This window comes from Pseudomonas sp. 2995-1, from assembly GCF_002742505.1.
Classification (GTDB): domain Bacteria; phylum Pseudomonadota; class Gammaproteobacteria; order Pseudomonadales; family Pseudomonadaceae; genus Aquipseudomonas; species Aquipseudomonas sivasensis.
This window is the reverse complement of record NZ_LJSA01000356.1, coordinates 149,097-173,106: the sequence shown is the minus strand read 5'-3', so window position 1 is coordinate 173,106 and position 24,010 is coordinate 149,097. Positions and strand designations below refer to the sequence as shown.

Annotated in this window: 14 protein-coding genes, 1 tRNA gene and 1 pseudogene; 11 read left to right on the top strand and 5 right to left on the bottom strand. The window is 55.4% G+C overall.

From position 1 onward, the window contains the following. Nucleotides 1-2,723 (bottom strand): retention module-containing protein (locus tag AOA61_RS16375; protein WP_143521213.1); only part of this gene is annotated, 2,723 nt, incomplete at its 3' end. 346 nt (nucleotides 2,724-3,069) lie between these two features. Between AOA61_RS16375 and AOA61_RS16370 the strand changes: the two genes are divergently transcribed. The 10 genes from AOA61_RS16370 to AOA61_RS16315 all read left to right on the top strand — a co-directional run bounded on the left by AOA61_RS16370 (nucleotide 3,070) and on the right by AOA61_RS16315 (nucleotide 17,572). Next, entirely contained in the window at nucleotides 3,070-4,422 is a 1,353-nt protein-coding gene (locus AOA61_RS16370) for a TolC family outer membrane protein (protein WP_032884990.1), read from the top strand. Nucleotides 4,423-4,467: 45 nt separating this feature from the next. Next, a complete protein-coding gene (locus AOA61_RS16365; protein WP_099602151.1) occupies nucleotides 4,468-6,621 on the top strand; it encodes a type I secretion system permease/ATPase in 2,154 nt (717 codons plus the stop codon). Beyond that, nucleotides 6,611-7,987, top strand: coding sequence for an HlyD family type I secretion periplasmic adaptor subunit (locus AOA61_RS16360; RefSeq protein ID WP_032884988.1), 1,377 nt, complete (start codon nucleotides 6,611-6,613; stop codon nucleotides 7,985-7,987). Before AOA61_RS16365 ends, AOA61_RS16360 begins: the two co-directional genes overlap by 11 nt. 121 nt (nucleotides 7,988-8,108) lie before the next feature. Beyond that, nucleotides 8,109-8,184 (top strand) — tRNA-Thr (locus tag AOA61_RS16355). A gap of 172 nt (nucleotides 8,185-8,356) precedes the next feature. After that, nucleotides 8,357-9,691 carry an integrase arm-type DNA-binding domain-containing protein gene (locus AOA61_RS16350; protein ID WP_099602150.1) on the top strand — a complete coding sequence of 445 codons (1,335 nt, stop codon included), beginning with the start codon at nucleotides 8,357-8,359 and terminating at the stop codon, nucleotides 9,689-9,691. A 1-nt stretch (nucleotide 9,692) separates the two neighbouring features. Continuing rightward, nucleotides 9,693-10,022, top strand: coding sequence for a hypothetical protein (locus AOA61_RS16345; protein WP_099602149.1), 330 nt, complete (start codon nucleotides 9,693-9,695; stop codon nucleotides 10,020-10,022). A gap of 1,137 nt (nucleotides 10,023-11,159) precedes the next feature. Next, complete coding sequence (locus AOA61_RS16330; protein ID WP_206199229.1) at nucleotides 11,160-12,350, top strand: ABC-three component system protein; 1,191 nt, start codon at nucleotides 11,160-11,162, stop codon at nucleotides 12,348-12,350. Between the two features lie 2 nt (nucleotides 12,351-12,352). Continuing rightward, a complete protein-coding gene (locus AOA61_RS16325; RefSeq protein WP_206199226.1) occupies nucleotides 12,353-12,925 on the top strand; it encodes an ABC-three component system middle component 4 in 573 nt (190 codons plus the stop codon). A 2-nt stretch (nucleotides 12,926-12,927) separates the two neighbouring features. Next, the gene (locus tag AOA61_RS16320; protein WP_099602148.1) at nucleotides 12,928-14,907 is read left to right on the top strand and encodes an AAA family ATPase; all 1,980 of its coding nucleotides are present in this window, start codon (nucleotides 12,928-12,930) and stop codon (nucleotides 14,905-14,907) included. Between the two features lie 535 nt (nucleotides 14,908-15,442). Next, nucleotides 15,443-17,572: a M48 family metallopeptidase gene (locus AOA61_RS16315; protein ID WP_099602147.1), complete on the top strand. Its 2,130-nt coding sequence runs from the start codon at nucleotides 15,443-15,445 to the stop codon at nucleotides 17,570-17,572. A gap of 73 nt (nucleotides 17,573-17,645) precedes the next feature. On the opposite strand, the gene AOA61_RS16310 is transcribed toward AOA61_RS16315, so the two are convergent. Next, nucleotides 17,646-18,938, bottom strand: a complete 1,293-nt coding sequence (locus AOA61_RS16310) for an OprD family porin (RefSeq protein ID WP_032884986.1) — start codon at nucleotides 18,936-18,938, stop codon at nucleotides 17,646-17,648. A gap of 410 nt (nucleotides 18,939-19,348) precedes the next feature. Between AOA61_RS16310 and AOA61_RS16305 the strand changes: the two genes are divergently transcribed. Further along, nucleotides 19,349-21,418 carry a TonB-dependent siderophore receptor gene (locus AOA61_RS16305; RefSeq protein ID WP_099602146.1) on the top strand — a complete coding sequence of 690 codons (2,070 nt, stop codon included), beginning with the start codon at nucleotides 19,349-19,351 and terminating at the stop codon, nucleotides 21,416-21,418. 90 nt (nucleotides 21,419-21,508) lie between these two features. Here AOA61_RS16305 and AOA61_RS16300 read toward each other — a convergent pair whose 3' ends face one another. The 3 genes and pseudogenes from AOA61_RS16300 to AOA61_RS16290 all read right to left on the bottom strand — a co-directional run. Next, complete coding sequence (locus tag AOA61_RS16300) at nucleotides 21,509-21,724, bottom strand: hypothetical protein (protein WP_032884982.1); 216 nt, start codon at nucleotides 21,722-21,724, stop codon at nucleotides 21,509-21,511. 234 nt (nucleotides 21,725-21,958) lie between these two features. Next, the gene (gene aguA / locus AOA61_RS16295) at nucleotides 21,959-23,065 is read right to left on the bottom strand and encodes an agmatine deiminase (protein WP_032884980.1); all 1,107 of its coding nucleotides are present in this window, start codon (nucleotides 23,063-23,065) and stop codon (nucleotides 21,959-21,961) included. Between the two features lie 122 nt (nucleotides 23,066-23,187). Next, nucleotides 23,188-23,804, bottom strand: a pseudogene (locus tag AOA61_RS16290) (aminotransferase class III-fold pyridoxal phosphate-dependent enzyme); the annotation flags it as partial. Nucleotides 23,805-24,010 lie beyond the last annotated feature (206 nt).

Sequence of the window (24,010 nt, the reverse complement as noted above, 5' to 3'; positions counted from 1 at the left end):
GATTTCGCGACGAAGGTACCGGCGACGGTGCCTGCTTCGGCGGTGTTCTCGACGATGGTGGTCGGCGTGACAGCAATCACCGGGACGTCGTTAACCAGCGTTACGGTCGGTTGACCGGTGCCAGTGGAGTTCAGGCCTTCAACGTCGGTGACGGTCAGGTCGATCTTCGGCAACTGGTTGCCCGCGTTAACGAAGTCAGCACCCTTTTCGGTCAGGACCACGTTGTTGCCGGAGATGGCGTAGTAGCCGTCAGCGTTGGTGCCTGCGGTGAAGCTGATGTTCAGGTTTTCGCGTGGTGTTTCTTCGTCTTTGGCAACGAAGGTACCGGCGACGGTGCCTGCTTCAGCAGTGTTTTCAACGATGGTGGTCGGCGTGACAGCAATCACCGGAACGTCGTTAACCAGCGTTACGGTCGGTTGACCGGTGCCAGTGGAGTTCAGGCCTTCAACGTCGGTGACGGTCAGGTCGATCTTCGGCAACTGGTTGCCCGCGTTAACGAAGTCAGCACCTTTTTCGGTCAAGACCACGTTGTTGCCGGAGATGGCGTAGTAACCGTCAGCGTTGGTGCCAGCGGTGAAGCTGATGTTCAGATTTTCGCGCGGAGTTTCTTCGTCTTTAGCGACGAAGGTACCGGCGACGGTGCCTGCTTCAGCAGTGTTCTCGACGATGGTGGTCGGCGTGACAGCAATTACTGGGACGTCGTTAACCAGGGTCACGGTCGGTTGACCAGTGCCGGTGGAGTTCAGGCCTTCAGGGTCAGTGACGGTCAGGTCGATCTTCGGCAGCTGGTTACCAGCGTTAACGAAATCGGCACCTTTTTCGGTCAGGACTACGTTGTTGCCGGAGATGGCGTAGTAGCCATCTGCGTTGGTGCCTGCGGTGAAGCTGATGGTCAAACCATCGCGCGGGGTTTCTTCGTCTTTGGCAACGAAGGTACCAGCGACGGTGCCCGCCGCCGCCGTTTCTTCAACAATGGTGTTAGCCGTGATTTCAATCACGGGCACATCGTTGACCAGGGTCACGGTCGGCTGGCCAGCAGCGTTGGAGTTGAGGCCTTCGGGATCGGTAACCGTCAGGTCGATCTTCGGCAGTTGGTTGCCGGCGTTGACGTAGTCCGCGCCCTTCTGCGTCAACACAACGGTGTTGTCGACGATGGCGTAGTAGCCATCCTTGTTGTTGTCACCCGTAAACGTGACGGTCAGTTGGCCAGCCGGTGTTTCTGCATCGCTGATAACAAACGTGCCCGCCACAGTGCCCGCGACTGCGGTGTTTTCGACCAGGGTCGTGCCCGTCACGTCGATCAGCGGCGCATCGTTGACTGGTGTGATTGTGATCGTCAGCGTGCTGCTGGAACCGGTGTTGGTGGTGTATTCGATCTGCGGCACTTCGCCGCTGTAATCCTTGACCGGGGTAAACACGTATGCGCCATCAGCACCGATGGTGATGGAACCAATGCCTTGGATGTCAGCAGTCTGGCCGGCGTTGTAGGTCGTGTTGCCCACTTTGAAGGTAGCGACAGCCAACTGGTTATCGATGTCGCTGTCGTTGCTCAGCACATTGCCGGTCGCGACGCTATCTTCGACGATGGTGTTGGTATCGGCGACCAACACGCTTGGATCATCCACAGCAACCACAGTGGAAGTGGCCGGCTCAGGATTGATTGCAAGGTTTTCGTAGTTACCGCCAGTCGCTTCGGTGATCGTGACGCTGACGGCCAGGTTCTTGCCATCAGCCAGGTTGGCAGGCGTATCGGCAGTGACCGTGCCGGTGGTTTTACCGGCCTCAATGGTGATGGTCAGGTCGTTGGACAGTTTGATCACAACGTCGGTCTGCGCCGCGTTGGTCACCGTTGCGGTGTAGACAATCTGGCCGCCTTCATTCACCGACGGGGTCGCGGTCAGGGTGACGGTGGTGGTGTCGATGGTGTCAGCGATCTGCGTGACTGCTGGCGCCGGGTCGGTGGTGATGATCAGGTTGCCGCCGCCGGAGGTGCCGGCGATGGTGGCGGAGATCGACGAGGCGTCCAGGTAAGGCGTGTCATTACCGGCGAAAGTGACGTTCAGCACGCCCGAGGTCTGGCCCGCGGCGATCACAACGGAGAGGCCGTTGGACAAGGTGACGGTCAGGTCGCTGGTCGGTGCCTGGGTGATGAATACGGTGTAAACGACTACGCCACCGGCTTCGGTGATGCTCGGCGTGGCGGTCAGGGTAATGGTGACGTTGCGCGGATCTACGCCGTTGTTGTCGGCACCGGTTTGGGTCGTGCCTACGGCGTCACCGGCATTCAAGCCGGTCGTTGGGTAACCAATGGTGGGGTCAACCACGCCTGCTGTGGCTTCCAGCACAACAAAACTGTGACCGCCACCCGCAGCGCCGTCTGCGCCTGCGGAGGTCGGGCCGGCAGCGGTGGCTTCGAGGTCTTGGGTAGGGTCAGCGCCGGCAGCGATGGCTTGCTGCAGTTCGGCAACGGACGGTGCAGCTTGAGCAGTCGCAGCACTGAGGTCGGTGACCGAGTCAGGAGCGTTCGCGCTCCACTGAGTGTCGCGACCCAGGTCGATGACGCGGCCGTCGGCCAGTTCCAGCGACACGGCACCCGAAGCACCGGTATCGACCTGCTCCCCTGCAAACAGGCGATCCCCTTCTACAAGCAGGCGGCGAATCCCTTCCGGGGAAACTGCGAACACTTGACCGACAATGCTTTTGACGACCGCAACGCTGCTCATAAAAGACTCTCCGTGTATTACCGTCAGGGGGTATCCATCAAGGTGACCGGCCGTCTCATGGGTGCCGATTCAATAGCTGGAGTACGTAGTTTCTAAGTAAGAAATTTGGCGTCAATATTTTGTTGTTCCGTCAGGAGAATTACTTTTCCGTCAAGGTATTGACCTATTGGGCGTCATCCTAAACAATCCGCCCGGTAATGTCACATTGATATTTAAACGGCCTCGCGACTTTCTGTTTGCGCCCTCCGGCGCCCTAGAAAAACGGGCATTTCGAGTTGCCACTCCAATGCAATATTCCAAGTTTGTTGCGGTTTTTCAGGCAACCAATCCCCGGGGAAACATCAGAATGCGTTTGCACCTTCTTAAAGCTGTGCCTTTTGCTCTAGCCGCCAGTTTCGTCCAGGCTCAGACCCTGCCCGAAGCCATGCAAGATGCCGTGAAAAACCACCCGGAGATCCAGGCCGCAATCAATGCGCGCATTGCTGCTGACTATCAGGTCAGAGAGGCGCAGGGCGGTTACCTGCCTAAAGTCGACCTGCTGGGCGGCTATGGCCGTGAAAGCTCGGACAACACCTCGACCCGCGCCGCCAGCAACAGCCACGATTGGAAAACCTTGAACCGCGGCGAATCGACCATCCGCCTGCAACAAAATTTGTTCCAGGGGTTTGGCACCATCAATGAAGTCGGCCGCCAACAAGCCACCGCCAATTCCCGTGGGTATGCGCTGCTCAATACTTCCGAGCGCACCGCACTGACCGTTGCTCAGGTTTATCTGGATGTCTTGACCCGTCGCGAGATGGTGCAGTTGGCAGAAGACAACCTGAAGAGCCACGAACGCATTTTTGACCAGATCAAACTGCGCACCAGCCGTGGCGTCGGAAGAATGGCGGACATGGACCAGGCTGAAGCCCGACTGGCTCAGGCGCAAAACAACCTGATCACCGAGCAGACCAACCTCGCTGACGCCAACACCAACTACCTCAGCGTTGTCGGCAAAGAGCCCGACCAACTGGAACGCCCACTGGGCGTGGTGACCCTACTGCCAGCCAGCCTGGAAGACGCGCGCCGCCAGATGATTGCTGACAGCCCGGTGCTGCGCTCGGCCGAATCGGACATCGCCGCTGCCGAAAAGCAGTACGAAGCCGCCAAGTCGACCTTCTACCCGCGCTTTGATGCAGTGCTGCAACGTTCGGCCAACAACAACATCGGCGGCGAAGAGGGCCATGACAATGGCTACTCCGCGATGCTGAATATGCAGTTCAACCTGTATAACGGCGGCAGCGACAAGGCCAGCCTGCAGTCCAAGGCTTCCCAGGCCACCCAGGCGCTGGATATCCGCAACAACGCCTTGCGTCAGTTGAACGAAGAATTGGGCCTGGCGTGGAACGCTTACAACAACGCCAGCCAGCAAGTGCCGATCGCGCAGCAGTACGTCGACCGCAGCACCAAAGTGCGCACCTCGTACCAGCAGCAGTTCAGCCTCGGTGAGCGTACACTGCTCGACTTGCTCGACAGCGAGAACGAACTGTTCACCGCTCAGCAACGTTTGGCGCAGATCAAAAGCCTCTACGTTTACACCCAGTACCGTATTAAGGCCGACATGGGCCAATTGCTGAGAAGTCAGGGCGTAGTCGCTCCGATGGCATCAGTTGTGCAAAACGATATTAAACCGTCGGTAAACCTGCCAGGGATGAACTGATTCTTGACGGCGTTGGACCACACAACCGTTTAAGAGAGAGTCAGCTTGGATTCCGAAATAGGTTTGGCGCCACTTCACCATGACCCGCGCGCTCAGCATGACGACCCATTGCTAGATGGGTTGTTGGCTCTCTGTTCGCTGCATTACAAGCCTGCCAGCCGGGCCATGCTGACCACCGGCCTGCCCTTGGCGGGGCAGCGCCTGAGCCCGGACTTGCTGCCGCGCGCAGCAGCCCGGGCGGGTTTGCAGGGGCGTTTGCTGCAGCGCAAGCTGGAGCAGATCCCGTCGATCGCATTGCCGGCCTTGTTGCTATTAAATGAAGGACGCAGTGCGGTGCTGTTGGGATGGGAGGGTGATACCGCCCGCCTGCTGCTCAGCGAAAGCGACGGCGGCGAAGTCCAGGTCACCCGTGAGGCGCTGACTCAGGATTACAGCGGTCGGGTTTTCTTCGCCCAACCGCAGCATAAATTTGACGTCACCAGCGGCACGCTGATCCCCCGCGCACGTTCGTGGTTCAAAGACACCCTCAAACGCTCCCGCTGGCTGTACGCCGACGCTATCGCCGCAAGCCTGGTGATCAACCTGATTGCCCTGGCTGCGCCGTTGTTTGTCATGAACGTGTACGACCGCGTCGTGCCGAACCAGGCCACCGCCACCCTGTGGGTGCTGGCCATCGGTATTTGTGGCGCCTACCTGTTCGACCTGCTGCTCAAGAGCATGCGCAGTCTATGCCTGGACCTGGCGGGCAAGAAAACCGACCTGATTATTTCCGCGACGCTGTTCGAGCGCATCGTGGGTATGTCGATGAAAATGCGCCCGGCGCGCGTCGGCAGCTACGCCTCCAACATCCATGAGTTTCAGGGGATGCGCGACTTCCTCACCTCCCTGACCCTCGCCAGCCTGATCGATTTGCCCTTTACCCTGATCATCCTCGGCGTGATCGCGCTGCTGGGGGGCCACTTGGTGTGGATTCCCATCGTCGCCTTCCCACTCGCCCTGGGCATCGGCCACTTCCTGCAAAAACCGCTCACGGCAACACTTGAGCGCACCATGGCCCTGGGTGCCGAGCGTCAATCGAGCCTGATCGAGACCCTCGCCGGGCTGGACGCGGTAAAGGTCAACAACGCCGAGAGCGAACGTCAGTACCAGTGGGAACAAACCATTGGCACCCTCAGCCGCCTGGAACTGCGAGTCAAAGTGCTGTCCGGCCTGGCGATGAACATCACTTTGCTGATCCAGCAAGTGGCGGGCGTGGCGATGATTATCTTCGGCGTGTACCAAATCATCGATGGCACCCTCAGCATGGGCGGCCTGGTGGCGTGCTACATGCTCAGCGGCCGTGCGCTTGGCCCGTTGGCCCAGCTGTCGGGCCTGCTGACGCGCTACCAGCAAGCCAAGGTGACGATGGTCTCGGTGGACCAGATGATGGAACTGCCGCAGGAACGCAACTTCGACGAACGCCCGCTTAGCCGCAAAACCCTGCAAGGCGCGATGACGTTCCGCGAGGTCGACTTTACCTACCCGAACCAGCAAACCCTGGCTCTGCGCGGGATCAACCTGAATGTTCGTCCCGGCGAGAAAATCGGCATCATCGGCCGCAGCGGCTCGGGCAAAAGCTCGCTGGCCAAGCTGCTGGTCGGCCTGTATCAGCCGGACTCCGGCTCGTTGCTGGTGGACGGTGTAGACATCCGCCAGATCGACGTCAGCGAATTGCGCCACAACATCGGCTACGTCGCCCAGGACATCCAACTGCTGGCCGGCACCTTGCGTGACAACCTGGTCTCAGGTGCGCGCTACGTGGACGATGAGATGGTGCTGCAAGCCGCAGAACTCGCCGGCGTGCATGAGTTCGCCAGGCTGCACCCACAAGGTTACGAGCTGCAAGTGGGCGAGCGTGGGCAGAACCTCTCCGGCGGTCAACGCCAGAACGTTGCCCTGGCCCGTGCGCTGCTGCTGAACCCGCCGATTCTGCTGCTGGACGAACCCACCAGCGCTATGGACAACACCGGTGAAGAGCGCCTCAAACAGCGCTTGCAGTCGGTGATCGAAAACAAGACGGTGATTCTCGTCACCCACCGTGCTTCGCTGTTGAGCCTGGTAGATCGCCTGCTGGTGATCGACCGTGGCCAGATCCTCGCAGACGGTCCAAAAGCGGCCGTTATGGAAGCGCTGAAAAAGGGGCAGATCAGTGTTGCTTAAGTCCGGCCCAGGCCGTTGGAAAGATGTCATCTTCCGCTACTTCAAGGGCAGCGACTCGCTCGATGATCAGCCACTGCCCGAAGTCGAAAAGGCGCTGATCGACGACGCACCACGCATCGTGCGCCTGACCATCTGGGCCGTGATCGGCTTCTTCGTGTTCCTGCTGCTGTGGGCACACTTCGCGATCATCGACGAAGTGACCAAGGGCGAAGGCAAGGCGATCCCCTCGTCGCGCATCCAGAAGATCCAGAACCTGGAGGGCGGCATCGTTGCCCAGATTTACGTGCACGAAGGCCAGATCGTCGAAGCCGGCGCGCCGCTGATTCGCTTGGATGACACCCGATTTGCCTCCAACGTCGGCGAAACCGAAGCCGACCGCGTGGCCATGGAACTGCGCGTGGAGCGTCTCAGCGCGGAAGTCGACAACCGCCCGCTGAACATCACCGATGCCGCACGCAAAGCCGTGCCTAACCAGGCCTCGAACGAAGAATCCCTGTACCTCAGCCGCCGCCAGCAACTGGCCGATGAGATTGGCGGGCTGCAACAGCAACTGCTGCAACGCCAGCAAGAGCTGCGCGAATTCAGCTCCAAGCAGGAGCAATACCGCAACAGCCTGAACCTGCTGCGCCAGGAGATCGGCATGTCCGAGCCACTGGTACAGCAAGGCGCAATCTCCCCGGTAGAAGTGCTGCGCCTCAAACGCTCGGAAGTTGAAACCCGCGGCATGCTCGACGGCACCACCCTGGCCATCCCACGCGCCCAGGCGGCGATCAACGAAGTGCAGCGCAAGGTCGACGAAACACGCGGCAAATTCCGCAGCGAAGCCCTGGCCCAGCTGAACGAAGCCCGCACCAACCTGAGCAAGGCACAGGCAACGTCCAAAGGCCTGGAAGACCGCGTCAGCCGCACCATGGTCACCTCGCCCGTGCGCGGTATCGTCAAGCAGATGCTGGTCAACACCGTCGGCGGCGTGATCCAGCCCGGCAGCGACATGGCCGAAGTCGTCCCACTGGACGACACCCTCCTGGTCGAAGCGAAAATCCGCCCACAAGACATCGCCTTCCTCCACCCCGGCCAGGAAGCCATGATCAAATTCACCGCCTACGACTACACCATCTACGGCGGCCTCAAAGGCAAACTCGAAACCATCGGTGCCGACACCGTGATGGATGAAGAGAAGAAAAACACCTTCTACATCATCAAACTGCGCACCGACCGCAGCCACCTGGGCACTGATGAGAAGCCCTTGCTGATCATCCCCGGCATGGTGGCGTCGGTGGACATCATCACCGGCAAGAAGAGCATCCTGAGCTACCTGCTCAAACCGATCATCAAATCCCGTGCAGAGGCAATGCACGAGCGTTGATTCTTGGCGGGTGACGCGCAGAAATGTGGGGAGATTTGCGAAAACTTGGGTTTTCGCAAAAATAGTCAGATTTCAGGGGTTTACAGAACCTTTTCAGTCGCTATAATCGTCGCCCTAACACGCCGGTATAGCTCAGTTGGTAGAGCAACTGACTTGTAATCAGTAGGTCCCGGGTTCGACTCCTGGTGCCGGCACCATACAAGGTTCCAGAGAAGGCTTTCAAAATCTCTGGAACCCCCGAAAAACCCGCCTTCTGGCGGGTTTTTTCGTTTTGGGGTTCCATCGGTTTCCGTCAGAAACTGGTGGATTCCAACCGTTTTAAGGGTAGAGTTTGGGGTAAAGGTCACTTCGTTAAAAGGGAGTACCCTTATGTCGCGCACCACTGCTCCACTCTCTGATTCGGCTTGCCGCTCAGCCAAGCCCACCGACCGCGCCTACAAGCTTTTCGACGGCGACGGCCTCTACCTTCTAGTCCAACCCAATGGCCGCAAAGGCTGGCGGCTCCGTTACGTCAAACCTGACGGACGCGAAGGACTGAACTCGTTCGGCAACTACCCCGTTATTGGCCTCGCCGATGCACGCCGCAAGCGCTTGGAGATCAAGCGAATGCTGGCGGATGGCATTGACCCCATAGAGACCAAGCACCAAGCCAAGGCGGAAGCCGTGATCAAAGGCAGAACCTTTGAAAGCGTTGCGCTGGACTGGCACACGGAAATGTCGGCCAAGTGGGCACCAGGCCACTCCAAGACTGTAATGAGTCGCCTCAAAACCCACGTGTTCCCGCTGATCGGCGCCCGCGCCATTGTCGACCTCGACACCCATGACCTCATGCAGCCCTTGGAAGCGATCAAGAAGCGCGGAACGATCGACGTTGCTTTAAGGGTACAAAACTACCTGCAGAGCATCATGCGCGAGGCAAAGCGCCTCCGGCTTATCACCATAAACCCTGCTTACGATCTCGAAGGCTCGATCAAAGCCCCACGGGTGGTACATCGCCCCGCTCTACCTTTATCGCGACTGCCGGAACTGCAGGAGCGGATCGACACCTATAAAGGCCGGGCACTTACCCGCCTGACGGTGATGCTGTCGCTGCATGTGTTTGTACGATCCAGCGAGCTGCGTTTCGCCCGCTGGAGCGAGTTCGACCTCAAGCGCGGCACCTGGGAGATACCGGACACTCGACCCGCGTTGGAGGGAGTACCCTTTTCCACAAGGGGTACGAAGATGGCAGGTGATATCCATCTTGTACCCTTATCGCCGCAAGCTGTGGCCTTGCTTGAACAGATCCACGCACTCACCGGTAAATTCGACCTGGTGTTTGCAGGCGATGCCAAGCCCTGGAAACCCATGTCCGAAAATACCGTGAACAACGCGCTTCGGACGATGGGATACGACACCAAAACCGATATCTGCGGACATGGGTTTCGTTCGATGGCCTGCAGCGCACTGATCGAGTCAGGATTGTGGTCGGAGACCGCCATTGAAAGGCAGATGAGCCACAAGGAACGCAACAACGTCCGTGCCGCCTACATCCACAAGACCGAGTTCATCGAGGAGCGCAGGCTGATCATGAACTGGTGGAGCCGGTATCTGGAGGCCAACCGGCAGGAGCATGTCACTCCACACGAATTCGCCAACCAGATTGGAGATAACGTTACTCGGATAAAGGCGAAGCCTGGCATTGGCGCAGGGAGGAGGAGTTGATATGGATATCTCAACCGCACAAAGCATCAAGCTCGCCATTGTGTCGGCAACCGGACTGTCAAAAGACGCGCTGCATATCTATTTGGGCATGGCGGTCTATTTGACGTTGATCGTTGGCACCCGACGATTCAGGCCATACCTTGGCTGGCTGGTTGTTTTCATCATTGCGTGTGCAGGCGAGTGGGTAGACCGGCGAGACGATATTGGAAGCTTCGGATACTGGCGCTGGCAGGCAAGCGCTCACGACATTCTCAACACGTTGTTTTGGCCGACGGTGCTGACACTGCTTTGGCTTTTAAAGTGCCGCAGTAAAGCAAGCGTACATCCGTAAGACTCTCGCAATCTGCTCTGCCACGCGGGTCCATCCAAACAGGGCTGCAAAGCCGCCCTGTTTGGATGGACCTCACCTGAAAAATCTAAAGCCCACGCAACTGTCTGTAGAAAACCACGAATTTCCACCGGTGGATAATTTCATCCACAGCCGTAGAACTCCCGAAAATTCGAGCCTTGGCCCAAATTATCCACAGGCGTAGAAAAGATCGGGCAAAGAGCTGTCGTTGAGAGCAACCCAGGTAGCCAGAACCTTAAAGGCTACGCCACACCGTGGTGGTTCTCCCAAAGTGCGATTAGCGTCCGGCGGCTCGCACGGTCACAACGATGTGATGGATGCCTACTTTTACCAGGGTGCCCACTGCGGCAACTCATCCCCCTTTCATAGCTGCTCTGCAGCAACCTATCCGCTTGGCCATTCCCGTGCGCCAACCTGCGCCCGTCTCTTTCTCCCGGAAAGAGACGGGCGCTCCTACCGCTGCTGCAACCCACCTCGTACAAGGCTTTGCGGCATTCCCCCTCGTGACAATCGGCGTGACAAACACCGAAGTCACCAGCAACAGCGATGCAAATGATGGTGCCGCAATCCACGGAATGGACTTCACCTGACTGACAGTCAGGCATGCCCCGGTCATCGCTTCACTGCCTAACCCGACTCAGGATCTCGCGGCGCTGGTCTCGTCAGCCAGCGCAGCCTCCACCCGCCCACTTCTTCGGAAGTGCTCAGGAGGCCAGATCATGAGATGCCCAAGCTCCCGGTCGTAAGGAGCCGCCAGTCCCGCGTTAGTGGACAACCCTCACAGGTCGCAGGGGCATTGATCCCTGATAACACTGAGCATTTTTGGCGGGATGACGTGGGGTACTGTAGCGATGGTGCTGCTGTTGACCTGTAGCTGCATCGTGACAGTGATGGCATTATGTTTCTAAAATCCAACGAGTTTCTACTATTAGAATCTCAAGCAACATAGTTTGCCCTGAGTACTCATCTTTAGCGGGACAGCTAGAGACCCGGTGGCTTTGACCTTGGAGCAAATGGAATCGTGGGGGGATTCGCCAAACCGAGCGTGTGAGGGTTTACCGCTATCCCCCTTGCCTCTAACAGCGGGTAATTAAGGAATTTTAAAATGAGCATGATTGATTGGGTCAGAAGGAAAACAAACCCAATGTTATCCTCTTTGTACACGGACTGAAGGGTGGGATTGAAACATGGTCTCATGACGAAAACACATCTTTCCCTAGTTTGTTAGCCTCTGAGCCTCAGCTCGCTGAACATTACGACATTGCGTGCTTTAATTATTTCACCACATTCACAACTACATATGGCGTTTCAAAAAGTTTTTTCTCAAGGGTATTTGGCTCCTTAAATAAACTCAGAAAAAACTTACCGATCACTGAACTCGCCGAGCTACTTCGCACTGAATTTGAAGTAAACTTAAGCGATTATGGTCGAGTAATAATTATCGCTCACAGCATGGGCGGACTTATATCAAAAGCTTGCATACTTGGACACCTAAAAGAAACCCAAGCAACCTCTGTAAAAGGCTTCATATCTCTTGCCGTACCCCATTCAGGGGCCAAAATAGCAAATATCGGATCTTTGATCTCCTCTAACGTTCAACTCAAAGATCTCAGTGTGCTAAGCGATGCCGTAGACCAGTTCAGTAGAGATTGGCTGAACGCAACGAACCCACCACCAGCAAAATACATCTACGCCGCACATGATTTAGTAGTGGACAAGAAAAGTGCTCTCGCTATCGAAAGCCAGAAAAAAGATTCTATTGCGGTTGACGAAGATCACTTTAGCATCTGCAAGCCAAAAAGCGAAAATGAAACAGTATATAAAGCAGTCCTAAAATACATAACTGAATTTCATTCAATGCATAAAGAACCACTACTAATACAACAGTTTGAAGACAATAACCAGTACGACGATCACTTCTTCGTTCTAAAAATGGTAATTGCGGAAGTGCATGAGGCGATTACTGGCCATGCAAAGGGATACTTCTTCAATGCTGAGGAAGCACGCAAGATATTTACCAGCGATCACGACAAAAAACTTCTCGAGGTGCTTTACACCAAAGTCAGAGAAGTCTATCAGCAAGAATACGAGTGCCACATTGCTAATGCGACAACAGCAGACCAATTTGTGTCGAGCGTGCATTCGAAAATCATGAGCGAAGATAACGGATATCTAAAGTCGCTTCTTACCGACTTAGACAGTGTACATAAAAAAGGAATGATACATCAATTAGCGAACAGGGGAGATACCACTGTCGTTTGGTCATCAAAAACCAAGCTTGACACCTTGCTCGACAAGAAAGGAGTTTAGCATTGAATCCTTCACTTCCTTACATCTCAATAGATGATGACTTTAGCCTTAACTTTTCTTTAACTGCTCTAATCATAGAAAAACTAGGTTTGACTTCAAAAAAGAATGCAACCTTAGATTTTGAAAAAATTCAAATATTTCTTTATCTAGTAAAAAACCCATCAAAAATAAATACCATCCTAAAACTTGCAGAAAAAAAATTTACGCCAATCAATTCACAATACACCTATACGATTGAAAGCTTATCGACAAACGTCGACATTCTTTTTGATCGAGGAAAGTTAAAACACCTAATCAAAGAGCTTGCTGCCCGCGGAATGTTAATTTGTGAGAGAGCTAAAAGCCAAGACTCTATAAAGTACCTACTCAGTGAGCAAGGGAAGGAGTTCACAAAAGGCTTGCAAACACAAGAACACACAAACTCATTCAACATCTTAAATTCGACAAACACTCACACTACCACATCACACTACTTCTCAGCAGCAGCGGAAGTGATAGAGAGCCTATCGGCCCTGCAATCCCAAACAAATAGCAAGCTGAACTCTTATTTGAATGCTACATTCAAAAGGATTTGAAAGTGAAACCAAATATTAGCATCAACAGTTTAAACCTTGTTGGTCATCGTAAAACTTACACCATCCCATTCTTCCCGGGTGTGAACATCATATATGGTGATTCCGACACAGGGAAATCCAGCATCCTAGAGTTCATTAGCTATCTCCTTGGAGCAAGCAAGATAGAGCTGGCAGACGAAGTTAAATCTTCAGTCAGCTTTGCAGCATTAGAATTAGAAATAAATAACATACAATACACGATCAAAAGAAATATATATGATCCATCTGATTACATAGAAGTATATCCATGTATATTCAGTAAATGCAGCGAATTTTTCCCCAAAAAATACTGCCCAAACTTTTCAGACTCGAACGCGCCTGACGGTTTTTTCTCAGATTTCCTTCTGGATAGTTTAGGTTTCCCTAAGGTAAAAATCAAAGTCTCACCTTCCAAAGCAAATTCGGATGTTAAAAGATTAGGTTTCCGGAGTCTATTTAAGTATATCTACGTCAACCAAGATGACGTGGGCAGTAAAAGCTTCTTAGACCTGAACAACAACTGGATTAAAGCAACAAGCAATCGAGAAGTATTAAAGTATATATTCAACGTACTCGACTCAAGCATCACCGAAGTTGAAGTTCAAATATCTGAGCGCACAAAAGAAAGCAACAACCTACTTCAGAAATACAATTCCGTCTCTGAATTCCTGAGGGAAACAGATTATGAAAGCCGCGACTCGATAGACGACGCCATCACAGAGATTGAACAAACAATAACTGCGCTCGAAAAAGAACTCGAGGCAATCAATACGACCATGACCTACAATTCGCAACATCATGGCGAATTGAAATCAATATTCAATGAACTTGCGCTCAATGAGAAAAGAGCATCCCAAGACATTTTTAAAACTCGCGAACAAATCGAAAAGTATTCAAGATTAAAAAACGACTACGACAACGATATCGCGAAAATCAATAGCATTATCATTGCGCAAACTAGAATTGGTGAGACAGCGATAACAGTCAATCCATGCCCAGTATGCGATACACCTTTAACACCTTCTAAAGTAAGCGAGCATTTCAACCTTACTGAAACCGATTCTTTACTGGAGGAACTCAGCTCACTTCAGAAAAAAAAGAAAAGTATTCAGTCGCTGATTGATGAACTCGCGCAGAAATACAGAGAGCTTTCTCAGGAACAGGCAGCATATAGGGGTGACCTTGACCGTGCGCGTGAGATGATAGACACCGAAGCTAAAGAAATGATTACGCCATTTCTTACTCAACGAGATACATTAATCAAACAAATTGCGTCTAGTAAGCAAGAAAAAAATCAGCAAGTCGGAAACATCCGCATCCGAAATCAGCAGCAAAAGATCCACGACGCGTATACTCATGCGCTACTATCAATTAAACAACTTCAGGAGCGACTTGCAGAGCTTAAATTATCAGCGCCCAGCATTGCCGAAGTTCTAAACAGACTCAGCGACTACCTGAAAAAATACCTTAACACTGTCAATATCAAGAGGCGAGAAGGAATTAGTATCAGCCCTAAAAGCTTCGCTCCTATAATCAGGGATCGGGACTACATTGACATCACATCCGGGGGGTTGCGAACCATTGCATCTGTGGGTTTTATGCTTTCACTGCTTGAGTACTCTATCGACTCTGAAATCAATCACCCAAGGCTTCTGATGATTGATACAGTGGGTAAATATCTTGGGAAAACAACCAAAGAAAAATATATAGCGCAGACAAGCCATACAGCTGATGTTCAAGAAGGAATATCTGATCCGCTCAAGTACCAAAACATGTATGAATATATTCTTAAGATTGCTATGAGGGCGGAGGAAAAGGAAGTACCGTGCCAGATAATCCTAGTTGACAATGACGTACCCGAAACTTTCGTGAATCGGTATAAGGCATTTATTGTTGCGCATTACAGCTCTACAGGGGACGATGGTCTGAGCGTTGGCTTGATTGATGACATTGAAAAGAGCTAAACCAAAGGCATCTGAATCTTTATTCCGGGGTACGATTAGGGATAGATGGCGGCCCACTCAAAATTTAATCTTTTAAAAATCAGTAAATTAGGTAAATATTCGATTCATGGTGCCGCACCATACAAGGTTCCAGAGAAGGCTTTCAAAATCTCTGGAATCCCCGAAAAACCCGCCTTCTGGCGGGTTTTTTCGTTTTGGCGTTCCGTGGACTCCGCCAAAACCTTATGGATACCATCGATTTTAGGGGTGAGGCAGTTAGATAAAGAGGGAGTGTTCTTAAAGCGCACACCACTGCCCCGCTCTCCGATTCGGCTTGCCGTTCAGCCAAGTCCACCGCCGCACCTAGCTTTTAGACGACGACGGCCGCGCCATATAAGACAAAGCCCCTGTAGAAATGCAGGGGCTTTGTTGTTTCTGGAGTTCCACCCTGATCAGCCTGAACCTGCCATCGGCGGGCAACAGATCAAAATGCCCCTATCCCGTCGTTCCCGCTTTTTCGGTATAACCAATTCCCTCGCGTTGTGAACGGACCTCTATGAACGCTTTGAAGTTGATCTTCCTACTGGTGATTTTCCCGTTGCTGCTGACGGCCCTGGGTGGCTGGGAGCGCCAGCGGGCGGAGTCCGCTACTGCGGCGTCGATTGATTACCAGCGCCACCTCGTTACTTATAAACAACAGTTGCAAGAGGTGGCGGCCATGCAACCTGTGCCCACCGCCGATGCGCCAGAGGGGCTGATCAGCGTTCAGGAAGCCATCGCTCGACTGGAAAGAAACGAAGCTGAATTGCCCACTGCGCAACGCGTCAATCATGCACGGCGCGTCATCGCGCTTTGGGTGATGGGCCTGGGATTGGTCGCCGCTTTGATTGGTGTAACCGCGTTGCTTGCTACGCACTGGGCGGGACGACGTGCGCAGCAATCGCGCGAAACATTGTTGCAGGTGTTCTCCATCGGCAGCCGATGGTTGCCCTACGTGCTGGTGAGCCATGTGGTGGCAATGGCGGCGACCGTCGCCTTGGCGTTGAGCTACGAAGGCTTGGCGATGTGGCATATCGGCCGGCTGGGAAGTGGTGAGGTCAAGCTGATGGCGGTGCTGGGGGTGATTGCGGCGTTTTGCTTGTACTCGATCTGGCAGTTGCTTAAACAGTTGCGCCACATGCTGGGGATGTTCACGCCTGAACCGCTGGAGATGTTCGGGCAGGTGGTGACGCCCGAGCAGGCGCCGGGGTTGTGGCGCCATGTGAACGAAGTGGCGGGCAAACTCGGCGCGCTGCCGCCGGACCATATTGTGGTGAGCCTGGCTCAGGGCTTTTACGTGACGTCCAGCGAGGCCACTGTGCAACCGGCGAACACTTCGCTGCAGGGGCGCACCTTGCATGTGCCGCTGTTGTTCCTGGGCCTGTTGAGTCGCGAGGAAGTCGGCGCGGTGATCGGCCATGAGCTGGCGCACTTTGCTGGGAAAGACACGGAATACAGCCTGCGTTTTTTGCCGATCTACGACGGGGTTAATCGCAGCCTGGAAGCGCTGTTGAACACGATGCTGGCCAGCGATGTTATCCAGGGATGGCTGATGCGGCCGTCGTTCATGTTCGGTGTGTTTTTCATGCAGCGCTTTGATGACGCGGTTAACCACTGGAGCCGTGAGCGCGAATTGCTGGCGGATGCGGCCGGTGCGCGACTGGTTGGCAGCACAGCTGCGGCGTCGGCGCTGTTGCGGGTGTCGGTGTTGCAACCGCACATAGAGGACTCACTGCTGGCACTGTGTGACGCTGCCTCGGCGACAGATCTGCCCGACGCCGTGCTCGCGAGCTTGCGTGAGTGCCAATTGCAACTGCCGCCCGAAGCCTTGGCGATTCATCAACCGCACCCAACCGACTCCCATCCCTCCAACGGCGAACGCCTGCAGGCGCTGAACGTTTCGCTGGACGATGCCCTGCGCAGCGCAACCCGCGCGGTGGATAGCGACGCGGCGAATGCTCAGATAGATGCCTGCTTCAGCGCACCACAGGCCCTGCGCGCGCAGCTGTCTGGCGACGTGATGGAAGTGGCCGAGTCAGAGAACACTGCGCATACCCATCTGCTGGAAACCCTGGCCGCTTCGACCGAAGGTGATCGTAGATTGCATGAAGGAGGACAGTGGCGCGGGGTACTGATGGCGCTGTCGGGCCTGCCCTTTGTGTTGGCTGCACTGTTTATCTTGAGCCGGGTCTGGCTCGCCCCGGAGCGTTTGAAAGGCACGCCGCTGTCGGCAGTCGGCGCGGGCGCTTGCCTGGGTGTTATTGGGCTGGCCCTGCTGTGGCTGGGGATCCGCCGATTCATGCGTGCGCCGCAGACCGCATTGCGCCTGACGCCGGAACATTTTGTGTTCAATAACCTGGCGCAGCCGCTGCCCATCGAACATATCGAAGAGATTTCGCTGCAATTCGTCCAGGGCATTTGGATAACGCTTCAATTGACGCCCGAGGCGCCATTACCTGCAACGCGCAAGACAGCGTTCGGCGTTCCCGGTGTGCGAATTAATAAAAAGAAACGCCAAGTGCTGCTGCTGATGGCACAGCTCTGTATCGACAATAAAAAGATAGAGCCCTATGAAGGGTTGTCCTTGATGCTCGACTACAAGAATGCAGCGTTGGCGCGCACGATTTTGCAGAGCCGCCAGGACTGATACGCGCACATAAAAAAACCCCGAACCAGTCAGGGTTTTTTATCGCCTGGAATCAGGCGCGACGTGCGATCAGTTAGAAAACGTTGATCGGGTAGTCGGCGAACAGACGGATTTCGTTACCGCCTACGTTGTACTTGTCGGCATTGCTGGAAACGCGCAACCACGAGGCACGAGCACGCAGGCTCAGGTCTTTGGCTGGGCCGCTCTGAACGACGTATTTGAACTGGTTGAAGATCTCGCGCTCGGTGCCATTGCCACGGCCACTGCCGTCGTCAATGTTGGTACCGCGAACGTAGGCCACGTTGTAGGTCAGGCCAGGCACGCCGAAGGTGCTGAAGTCCAGACCGTAGCCGGCTTGCCAGGAGCGCTCGTCCTTGCCGTTGAAGTCGGACCAGTAGGAGTTGGCCAGCAGGATGGTGTTGCCGCCGTCGCCGATGCCGGTGTCCACGGTATTGTCACGGTAGCCGCCATACAGGTAACCGGTATCGCCGGTACTGCGCTGATGGGCCAAGGTGAAGCTGTGCGCACCAACAGCCCATGTAGCGCCCAGGCTCCAGATTTTGTTGTCGCGCGCGTCGCCATTACCGCGTTGCTCGGCGAAGCTCCTGTCCAGCTTGGTTTTGTAGCCGTTGAAATCAAAGGTCAGCGACTGTTTCTCTGGCAGGGCCAGCACGTAGTTGACGTTGACGTATTGCTTCTTCAGCACGTCTTGCATGTCGGAAGCGTACAGCGCAGCCGACAGGCTTTCGGTGAACTTGTAGCTGCCGCCCAGGTAGCTGATGTTCTTCAGGTTACCGCTGTCGGTGCCTTCAGCACCTTTTTGGGCTTCCTTGGTGAAGCGACCTGCGTCCAGTTGCAGACCTTCGATCTCTTTGGAAACGATCGAGGTACCGGTGTAGGTTTCCGACAACAGACGAGAGTTGTCGTACTGCAGCACAGGAACGGCCGGCATTTGATCGCCGTACTTGAGCACGGTGTTCGATACGCGGAACTTCACCGCGGCGCCGCCCTTGGCCAGGTCGTCGGCTGCTGCGCCGCTGTCACCTTGCTTGAAGAAGTTAATACCGCCCGCGCCGCTGCGGCCTTTACCACCGTCCAGACGGATAGCGTACTGACCGATCACGTCCACACCCACACCAACGGTGCCTTGGGTGAAGCCGGACTCAAACTTGCCGATGAAGCCCTGGCCCCATTCGGCTTTGTCTTGCTTGCCGTTTTTGTAGTCACGGCTGATGTAAGCGTTACGTGCTGCGATGTTCAGGTGGCTGTCTTCAACGAAACCCTTGGATTGCTCCTGGTCGTTTGCCATTGCTGCCGATGCGCTCAAAATCCCCAGAGCGATCAGACTCATCCGTTGCTTCAACATTTTCTTGTATTCCTTATTTCTGGTTGAGTACGCACTGTGACACCAGGCTCCATGTCGCTTTTCTGGTGTCGACTTTTCCGGAAAAAAGAAGGCCCGCGGACGACTGAACATGCCGCGGGCCTTTTTTTATTAGATGAGTCATGGCGGTTAGCCACAGGCGTTGGGCGCAATCCTAGTCGCGGGTTGAACTATGTGTCAATTTCGCGAATCGTCTGTATTTAGGCGAAATAATTCTAAGCAAAGGCCTATAGCCTGTCTGAAAACGACAAAATTCTCGTCGCATACAAGAAAAAAACACATCCAGTAACACATATCAAAGTGGATACGTTTGGTAATAGATAACGTGCGCAAATGCAAAGCATTACCATTAGCGCGATTTCTCCTCCCAAACATTTTGGATACTTTTCCCAATGCCTGCCCCTCGCCTGACACCCATGACTCTTGGGCTTTCTGTTCTGCTGTCTGCCGGTTTTGCCTGTGCGGCCACCACCTTGCCCGAGACCTCGATCAGCGCCGAAGCTGACGAAGATGACCCGCGCATCAAGGAAACCAGCACCGCCACACGCACTGCCACTCCCGTGCGTTATGTGCCTCAGGCTATTGATTCGGTGAAGACTGAGAACCTGCGGTCCTACGGCACCAACGACCTGGGCCAGGCGTTGAGCGGCATCCCCAACGTGAGCAGCGGCGCCGATACACGTTTCGACAGTGTGCGCATCCGTGGTTTTGACGCGAGCAATGACTTCTACCTGGACGGCATTCGCGACGACAGCCAGTACGTGCGCGACCTGCATAACATCGAGCGCATCGAAGTGCTCAAAGGCCCGGCAGCAGTGCTTTACGGGCGAGGCGGTCAGGGAGGGATCGTCAACCGCGTGAGCAAGTTGCCAACGGCCGGGCACAAATCGAGCATCGAGGCGCAAGGCGGCAGCAACGATTTGCGCAGCCTGTATGCCGACCTGAGCACTGACCCCACCGATAACATCAGCCTGCGCCTGAACATGGGTAACCAGGACAACAACAGCTTTCGCGACGACGTCAGCGGCAGCCGCCAACTGTTTGCACCGTCCATGAGCTGGCAACTCACGCCTGACCTGAACTGGCTGGTGCAATACGAATACAGCCGCTACAACCGCACGCCTGATCGCGGCGTGCCCGGCGTCAACGGGCGCCCAGCGGATGTGAGCCGCAGCACCACCTACGGCGACAGCCGCGATTACATCGACGACAAAACCCAGTCCCTGCGCTCCAAGCTCACCTACGAGCTCAACGACAACTGGCAACTGCGCCAGACGCTGGGCGTGTTCAAGCTCGACAGCGATTTCGACAATACCTACCAAACCGGCTACAACCCTGCGAACAACCGCGTGACGCGCCAACGCTGGCAACAGGACCTGACCACCCTCAACATTTTCAACAACGTCGAGCTCGAAGGCAGTTTCAGTACCTATGGCCTGGAACACCGCCTGCTCACTGGCCTTGAGCTGGGCAGCCAACGTCGCGATCCAAAGCTATACAGTGGTGGCCTGACCGTGCCGGCCATTGACCTCAACCAGCCGAATCGTCATTTGAGCCATACCGGGCGGATGAGCGTGTCGAGCAACAACCACACCGAAGTCGAAAGCCGCGCCATTTACGTCCAGGACCAACTGCGGCTGAATGATCAATGGCAAGTGCTGGCCGGCGTGCGTTACGACGTGTTTGAAGTGAGCACCAAAAACAAGCTGCTCAATGTTCAGGAGGGGGTCGACAGCCGCAAGGCCAGCCCACGTTTCGGCCTGGTGTGGACGCCTCTGGAAAACCACTCGTTCTATGCCTCGTGGAGCAAGACGTTCTCACCGGCAGGGGGTGGTTTGATCGGCATCACCCCGAACGCCGCCGGCAGCGTCAACGACCTGAGCCCCGAGCTGACCAAGCAGAAAGAAATCGGCGTGAAGAGTGACTGGCTCGACGACCGCCTGAGCACCACTCTGGCGGTGTACGAACTGGAACTCTACAACCGCCGCACCAACGACCCGCTTGACCGCACCATCATCCTGCTCAGCGGCCTTCAGCGTTCGCGTGGCGTGGAGCTGACGGCCACCGGCAAGATCGTCGGCAATTGGTATGTACGCGGCGGTGTTGGCGTGCAGGATGCCAAGGTCGAGAAGGACAACAATGGCTTTGAAGGCAAGCGCGTCAGCGACGTCGCCAAGCGCAATGCCAGTCTGTTTATCACCTGGAAACCGGAAATGGGCTGGTACGCAGAAACCGGCCTGACGCTGGTGGGCGACCGTTATGCCGACAGTCTCAACACCGTGGTCCTACCGGGTTATGGCAGTTGGGATGCGCTGGTCGGGTTCCGCCATAAAGAATGGGACGTGCGGGCGGCGCTGAACAACATTACCGACAAGACTTACTACGAATCAGCAACCAGTGTGGCGCAGATTCAGCCGGGGGAGCCGCGTAACCTAGTGGTGACGGGGACTTACAGCTTTTAATTTAAGTGTGGGAGGGGCTGCTTCGCCGCACAACGCAGGCGAGCCCCCTCGCCGCAGCTGGCTCGCTCAAACCTTTGATGGCCGTGTTGTTCAGTTTTTGAGCAGGTCACACAACGCGTGCACTTCATCATCACTGAACAACCCTACCGGGTAGCGTTCACTCATCACGCTGCGCAGATCCGATTGCCGCCGGACCTGCCGCGCGCCGTGTTCCTTCAACCAGTGCCCCAGCGCATGGATCGTATCGTTGTTAACCCGTAAAGGGTGGAAGGTGCGCGTGTAGATCGGGTTGATATCGGCGTTCATTTCAGCGCTCTCTCCTACTGCTTGAGCGGCTAACTTACTCAAGGTTTATGACAGAACTGTGCAGTTATCACCTTGGGCCACTGAGGCAACACCGATACAAGAGCTATGCCAATGTCGCGTGCTTACGGGCTTATGGGCACAAAAAAGCCCGCGGCCTTACTGGGCCGCGGGCTTGCTGCAGACGCTGAAACCGAGTAGCACCCGGCCGCCGGAAAGGCGCTGTTACAACTGCACTCAGTTTTTGTGCGGGGCGGGCTGCTGCTGGGTCAGACAGTGGATATTACCGCCACCCAGTAACAGTTCACGGCCCGGCACCATCACCACTTCGTGTTGCGGGAACAGGTTCTGCAGGATGGCCTTGGCTTCGTTGTCCAGCGGGTCGTCGAAGCTTGGCGCGATGATGCCGCCGTTGACGATCAGGAAGTTGACGTAGGAACCGGCTAACCGCACGGTCGGATTACGTTCCTGGGTGCCGTCCACCGGGTCAACACCTGCGCATTCTTCTTCAGTGGCATACAACGGCCCTGGGATCGGCATTTTGTGCACTGTGAATGGGCGGCCCTGAGCGTCGGTGCTGCTTTGCAGCACGTCCATCGCCGCGTGGCAGCGGGCGTAGTTCGGGTCTTGCGCATCGTCGGTCCACGCCAACAACACTTCACCTGGGCGCACGTAGCAGCAGAAGTTATCCACATGGCCGTCGGTTTCGTCGTTGAACAGACCGTCCGGCAGCCAGATGATCTTATCCACAGCCAAGTTGGCGCTGAGCACCGCTTCGATCTCGGCACGGTCAAGGTGCGGGTTGCGATTGCGGTTGAGCAGGCATTCTTCAGTAGTGATCAGGGTGCCTTCGCCATCGACATGGATCGAACCGCCTTCCAGCACAAAACCTTCGGTGCGATAACGCGGTGCTCGCTCGATTTCGAGGATCTTGCCACCCACCTGCGAGTCGCGATTCCACGGCGAGTAGAGGCCGCCATCAAAACCACCCCAGGCGTTGAAATCCCAGTTCACGCCGCGCACTTCGCCGCTGTTGTTGATCACGAACGTCGGGCCAGTGTCGCGTACCCAGGCGTCATCGCTGGACATTTCCACCACACGAATATTCGGCACGTCCAAACGAGCGCGGGCGTTTTCGTACTGGCCGGCAGAAACCGCCACGGTCACCGGCTCAAAACGCGCGATGGCCTTGGCCACTGCCACATGAGCCGCCTGCGCCGGTTTACCCCCCAGACGCCAGTTGTCCGGGCGCTCGGGCCAGACCATCCAGGTTTGCGTCTGTGGTGCCCATTCGGCGGGCATATGGAAGCCATCGGCGCGGGGGGTGCTGTGCAGGGTGGTCATGGCGATCAGGACTCCGAATGGGGGAAAAGGCCGACTTTATAACGGATAAAAATCGGCTTTAAAAGCGATCAAAAAGCATGATCGATAAATATGACAGGTAATAGCCGATAACAATCGATTAATTACAGTTGCTCATCGAGTACCTTCGACAACATGTCGACAAAAAAATCCACGCTGCGTTTAGACGTAACCATCGGCGGCTTGATCTTGAGGATGTTCAGGTAGTCACCAGTAGGTTGCATGAAAATCCCCAACGCGCGCAGGCGGTCACATAGCAACGTGGTCTCTTCGGTCGCCGGTTCCAGGGTTTGTCGATCGCGAACCAACTCCAGGCCAAGATAAAAACCGGAACTGTGAACCGCGCCCACCAAGGGATGGCGATCAATCAGTGCTTCCAACCGCGCCTTGAAATGCCCTCCGACAACTTTGGCGTTTTCCCACAGTTTTTCTTCCTCCATCACGTCCAGCACCGCCATGCCGATGCGGCAACTCACCGGGCTGCCCCCGACGACGAGAAGAAATACCCTCCAGCCTCCAGTGCCTCGGCGATTTCCCGCCGGGTAATCACTGCACCCAACGGCTGGCCGTTGCCCATGCCCTTGGCCATGGTGATGATGTCAGGTACAACGCCCTGCTCTTCAAAGCCCCAGAAAAAATGCCCCATGCGGCCATAGCCCACCTGCACTTCATCGGCGATGCAGACGCCGCCCTGAGCGCGAACCAACCCGTAAACCTGCTCAGCGCCTTGATGACCTTGGGTACGCGAACGCCCTGCAGTGTGTTGAGGGCTGCGAGCTGGGCCTGCAACTCCACAGCGGCGTAGTCGCCCCGGCAGATTTTCAGAACAAACCGGCCGCGGGAGCTGTCGACTTTGTAATTGAGGTCTTGCTGGCTGCCCAATGACTGCAACGTGCCAGAAAGGCCGTTTTTTAGACGTGTATATCG

Coding starts and splice junctions, on each gene's coding strand:
- AOA61_RS16305 (WP_099602146.1), top strand. CDS start 19,349: ATGCCTGCCCCTCGCCTGACACCCATGACTCTTGGGCTTTCTGTTCTG.
- AOA61_RS16310 (WP_032884986.1), bottom strand. CDS start 18,938: ATGTTGAAGCAACGGATGAGTCTGATCGCTCTGGGGATTTTGAGCGCA.
- AOA61_RS16315 (WP_099602147.1), top strand. CDS start 15,443: ATGAACGCTTTGAAGTTGATCTTCCTACTGGTGATTTTCCCGTTGCTG.
- aguA (WP_032884980.1), bottom strand. CDS start 23,065: ATGACCACCCTGCACAGCACCCCCCGCGCCGATGGCTTCCATATGCCC.
- AOA61_RS16300 (WP_032884982.1), bottom strand. CDS start 21,724: ATGAACGCCGATATCAACCCGATCTACACGCGCACCTTCCACCCTTTA.
- AOA61_RS16350 (WP_099602150.1), top strand. CDS start 8,357: ATGTCGCGCACCACTGCTCCACTCTCTGATTCGGCTTGCCGCTCAGCC.
- AOA61_RS16345 (WP_099602149.1), top strand. CDS start 9,693: ATGGATATCTCAACCGCACAAAGCATCAAGCTCGCCATTGTGTCGGCA.
- AOA61_RS16370 (WP_032884990.1), top strand. CDS start 3,070: ATGCGTTTGCACCTTCTTAAAGCTGTGCCTTTTGCTCTAGCCGCCAGT.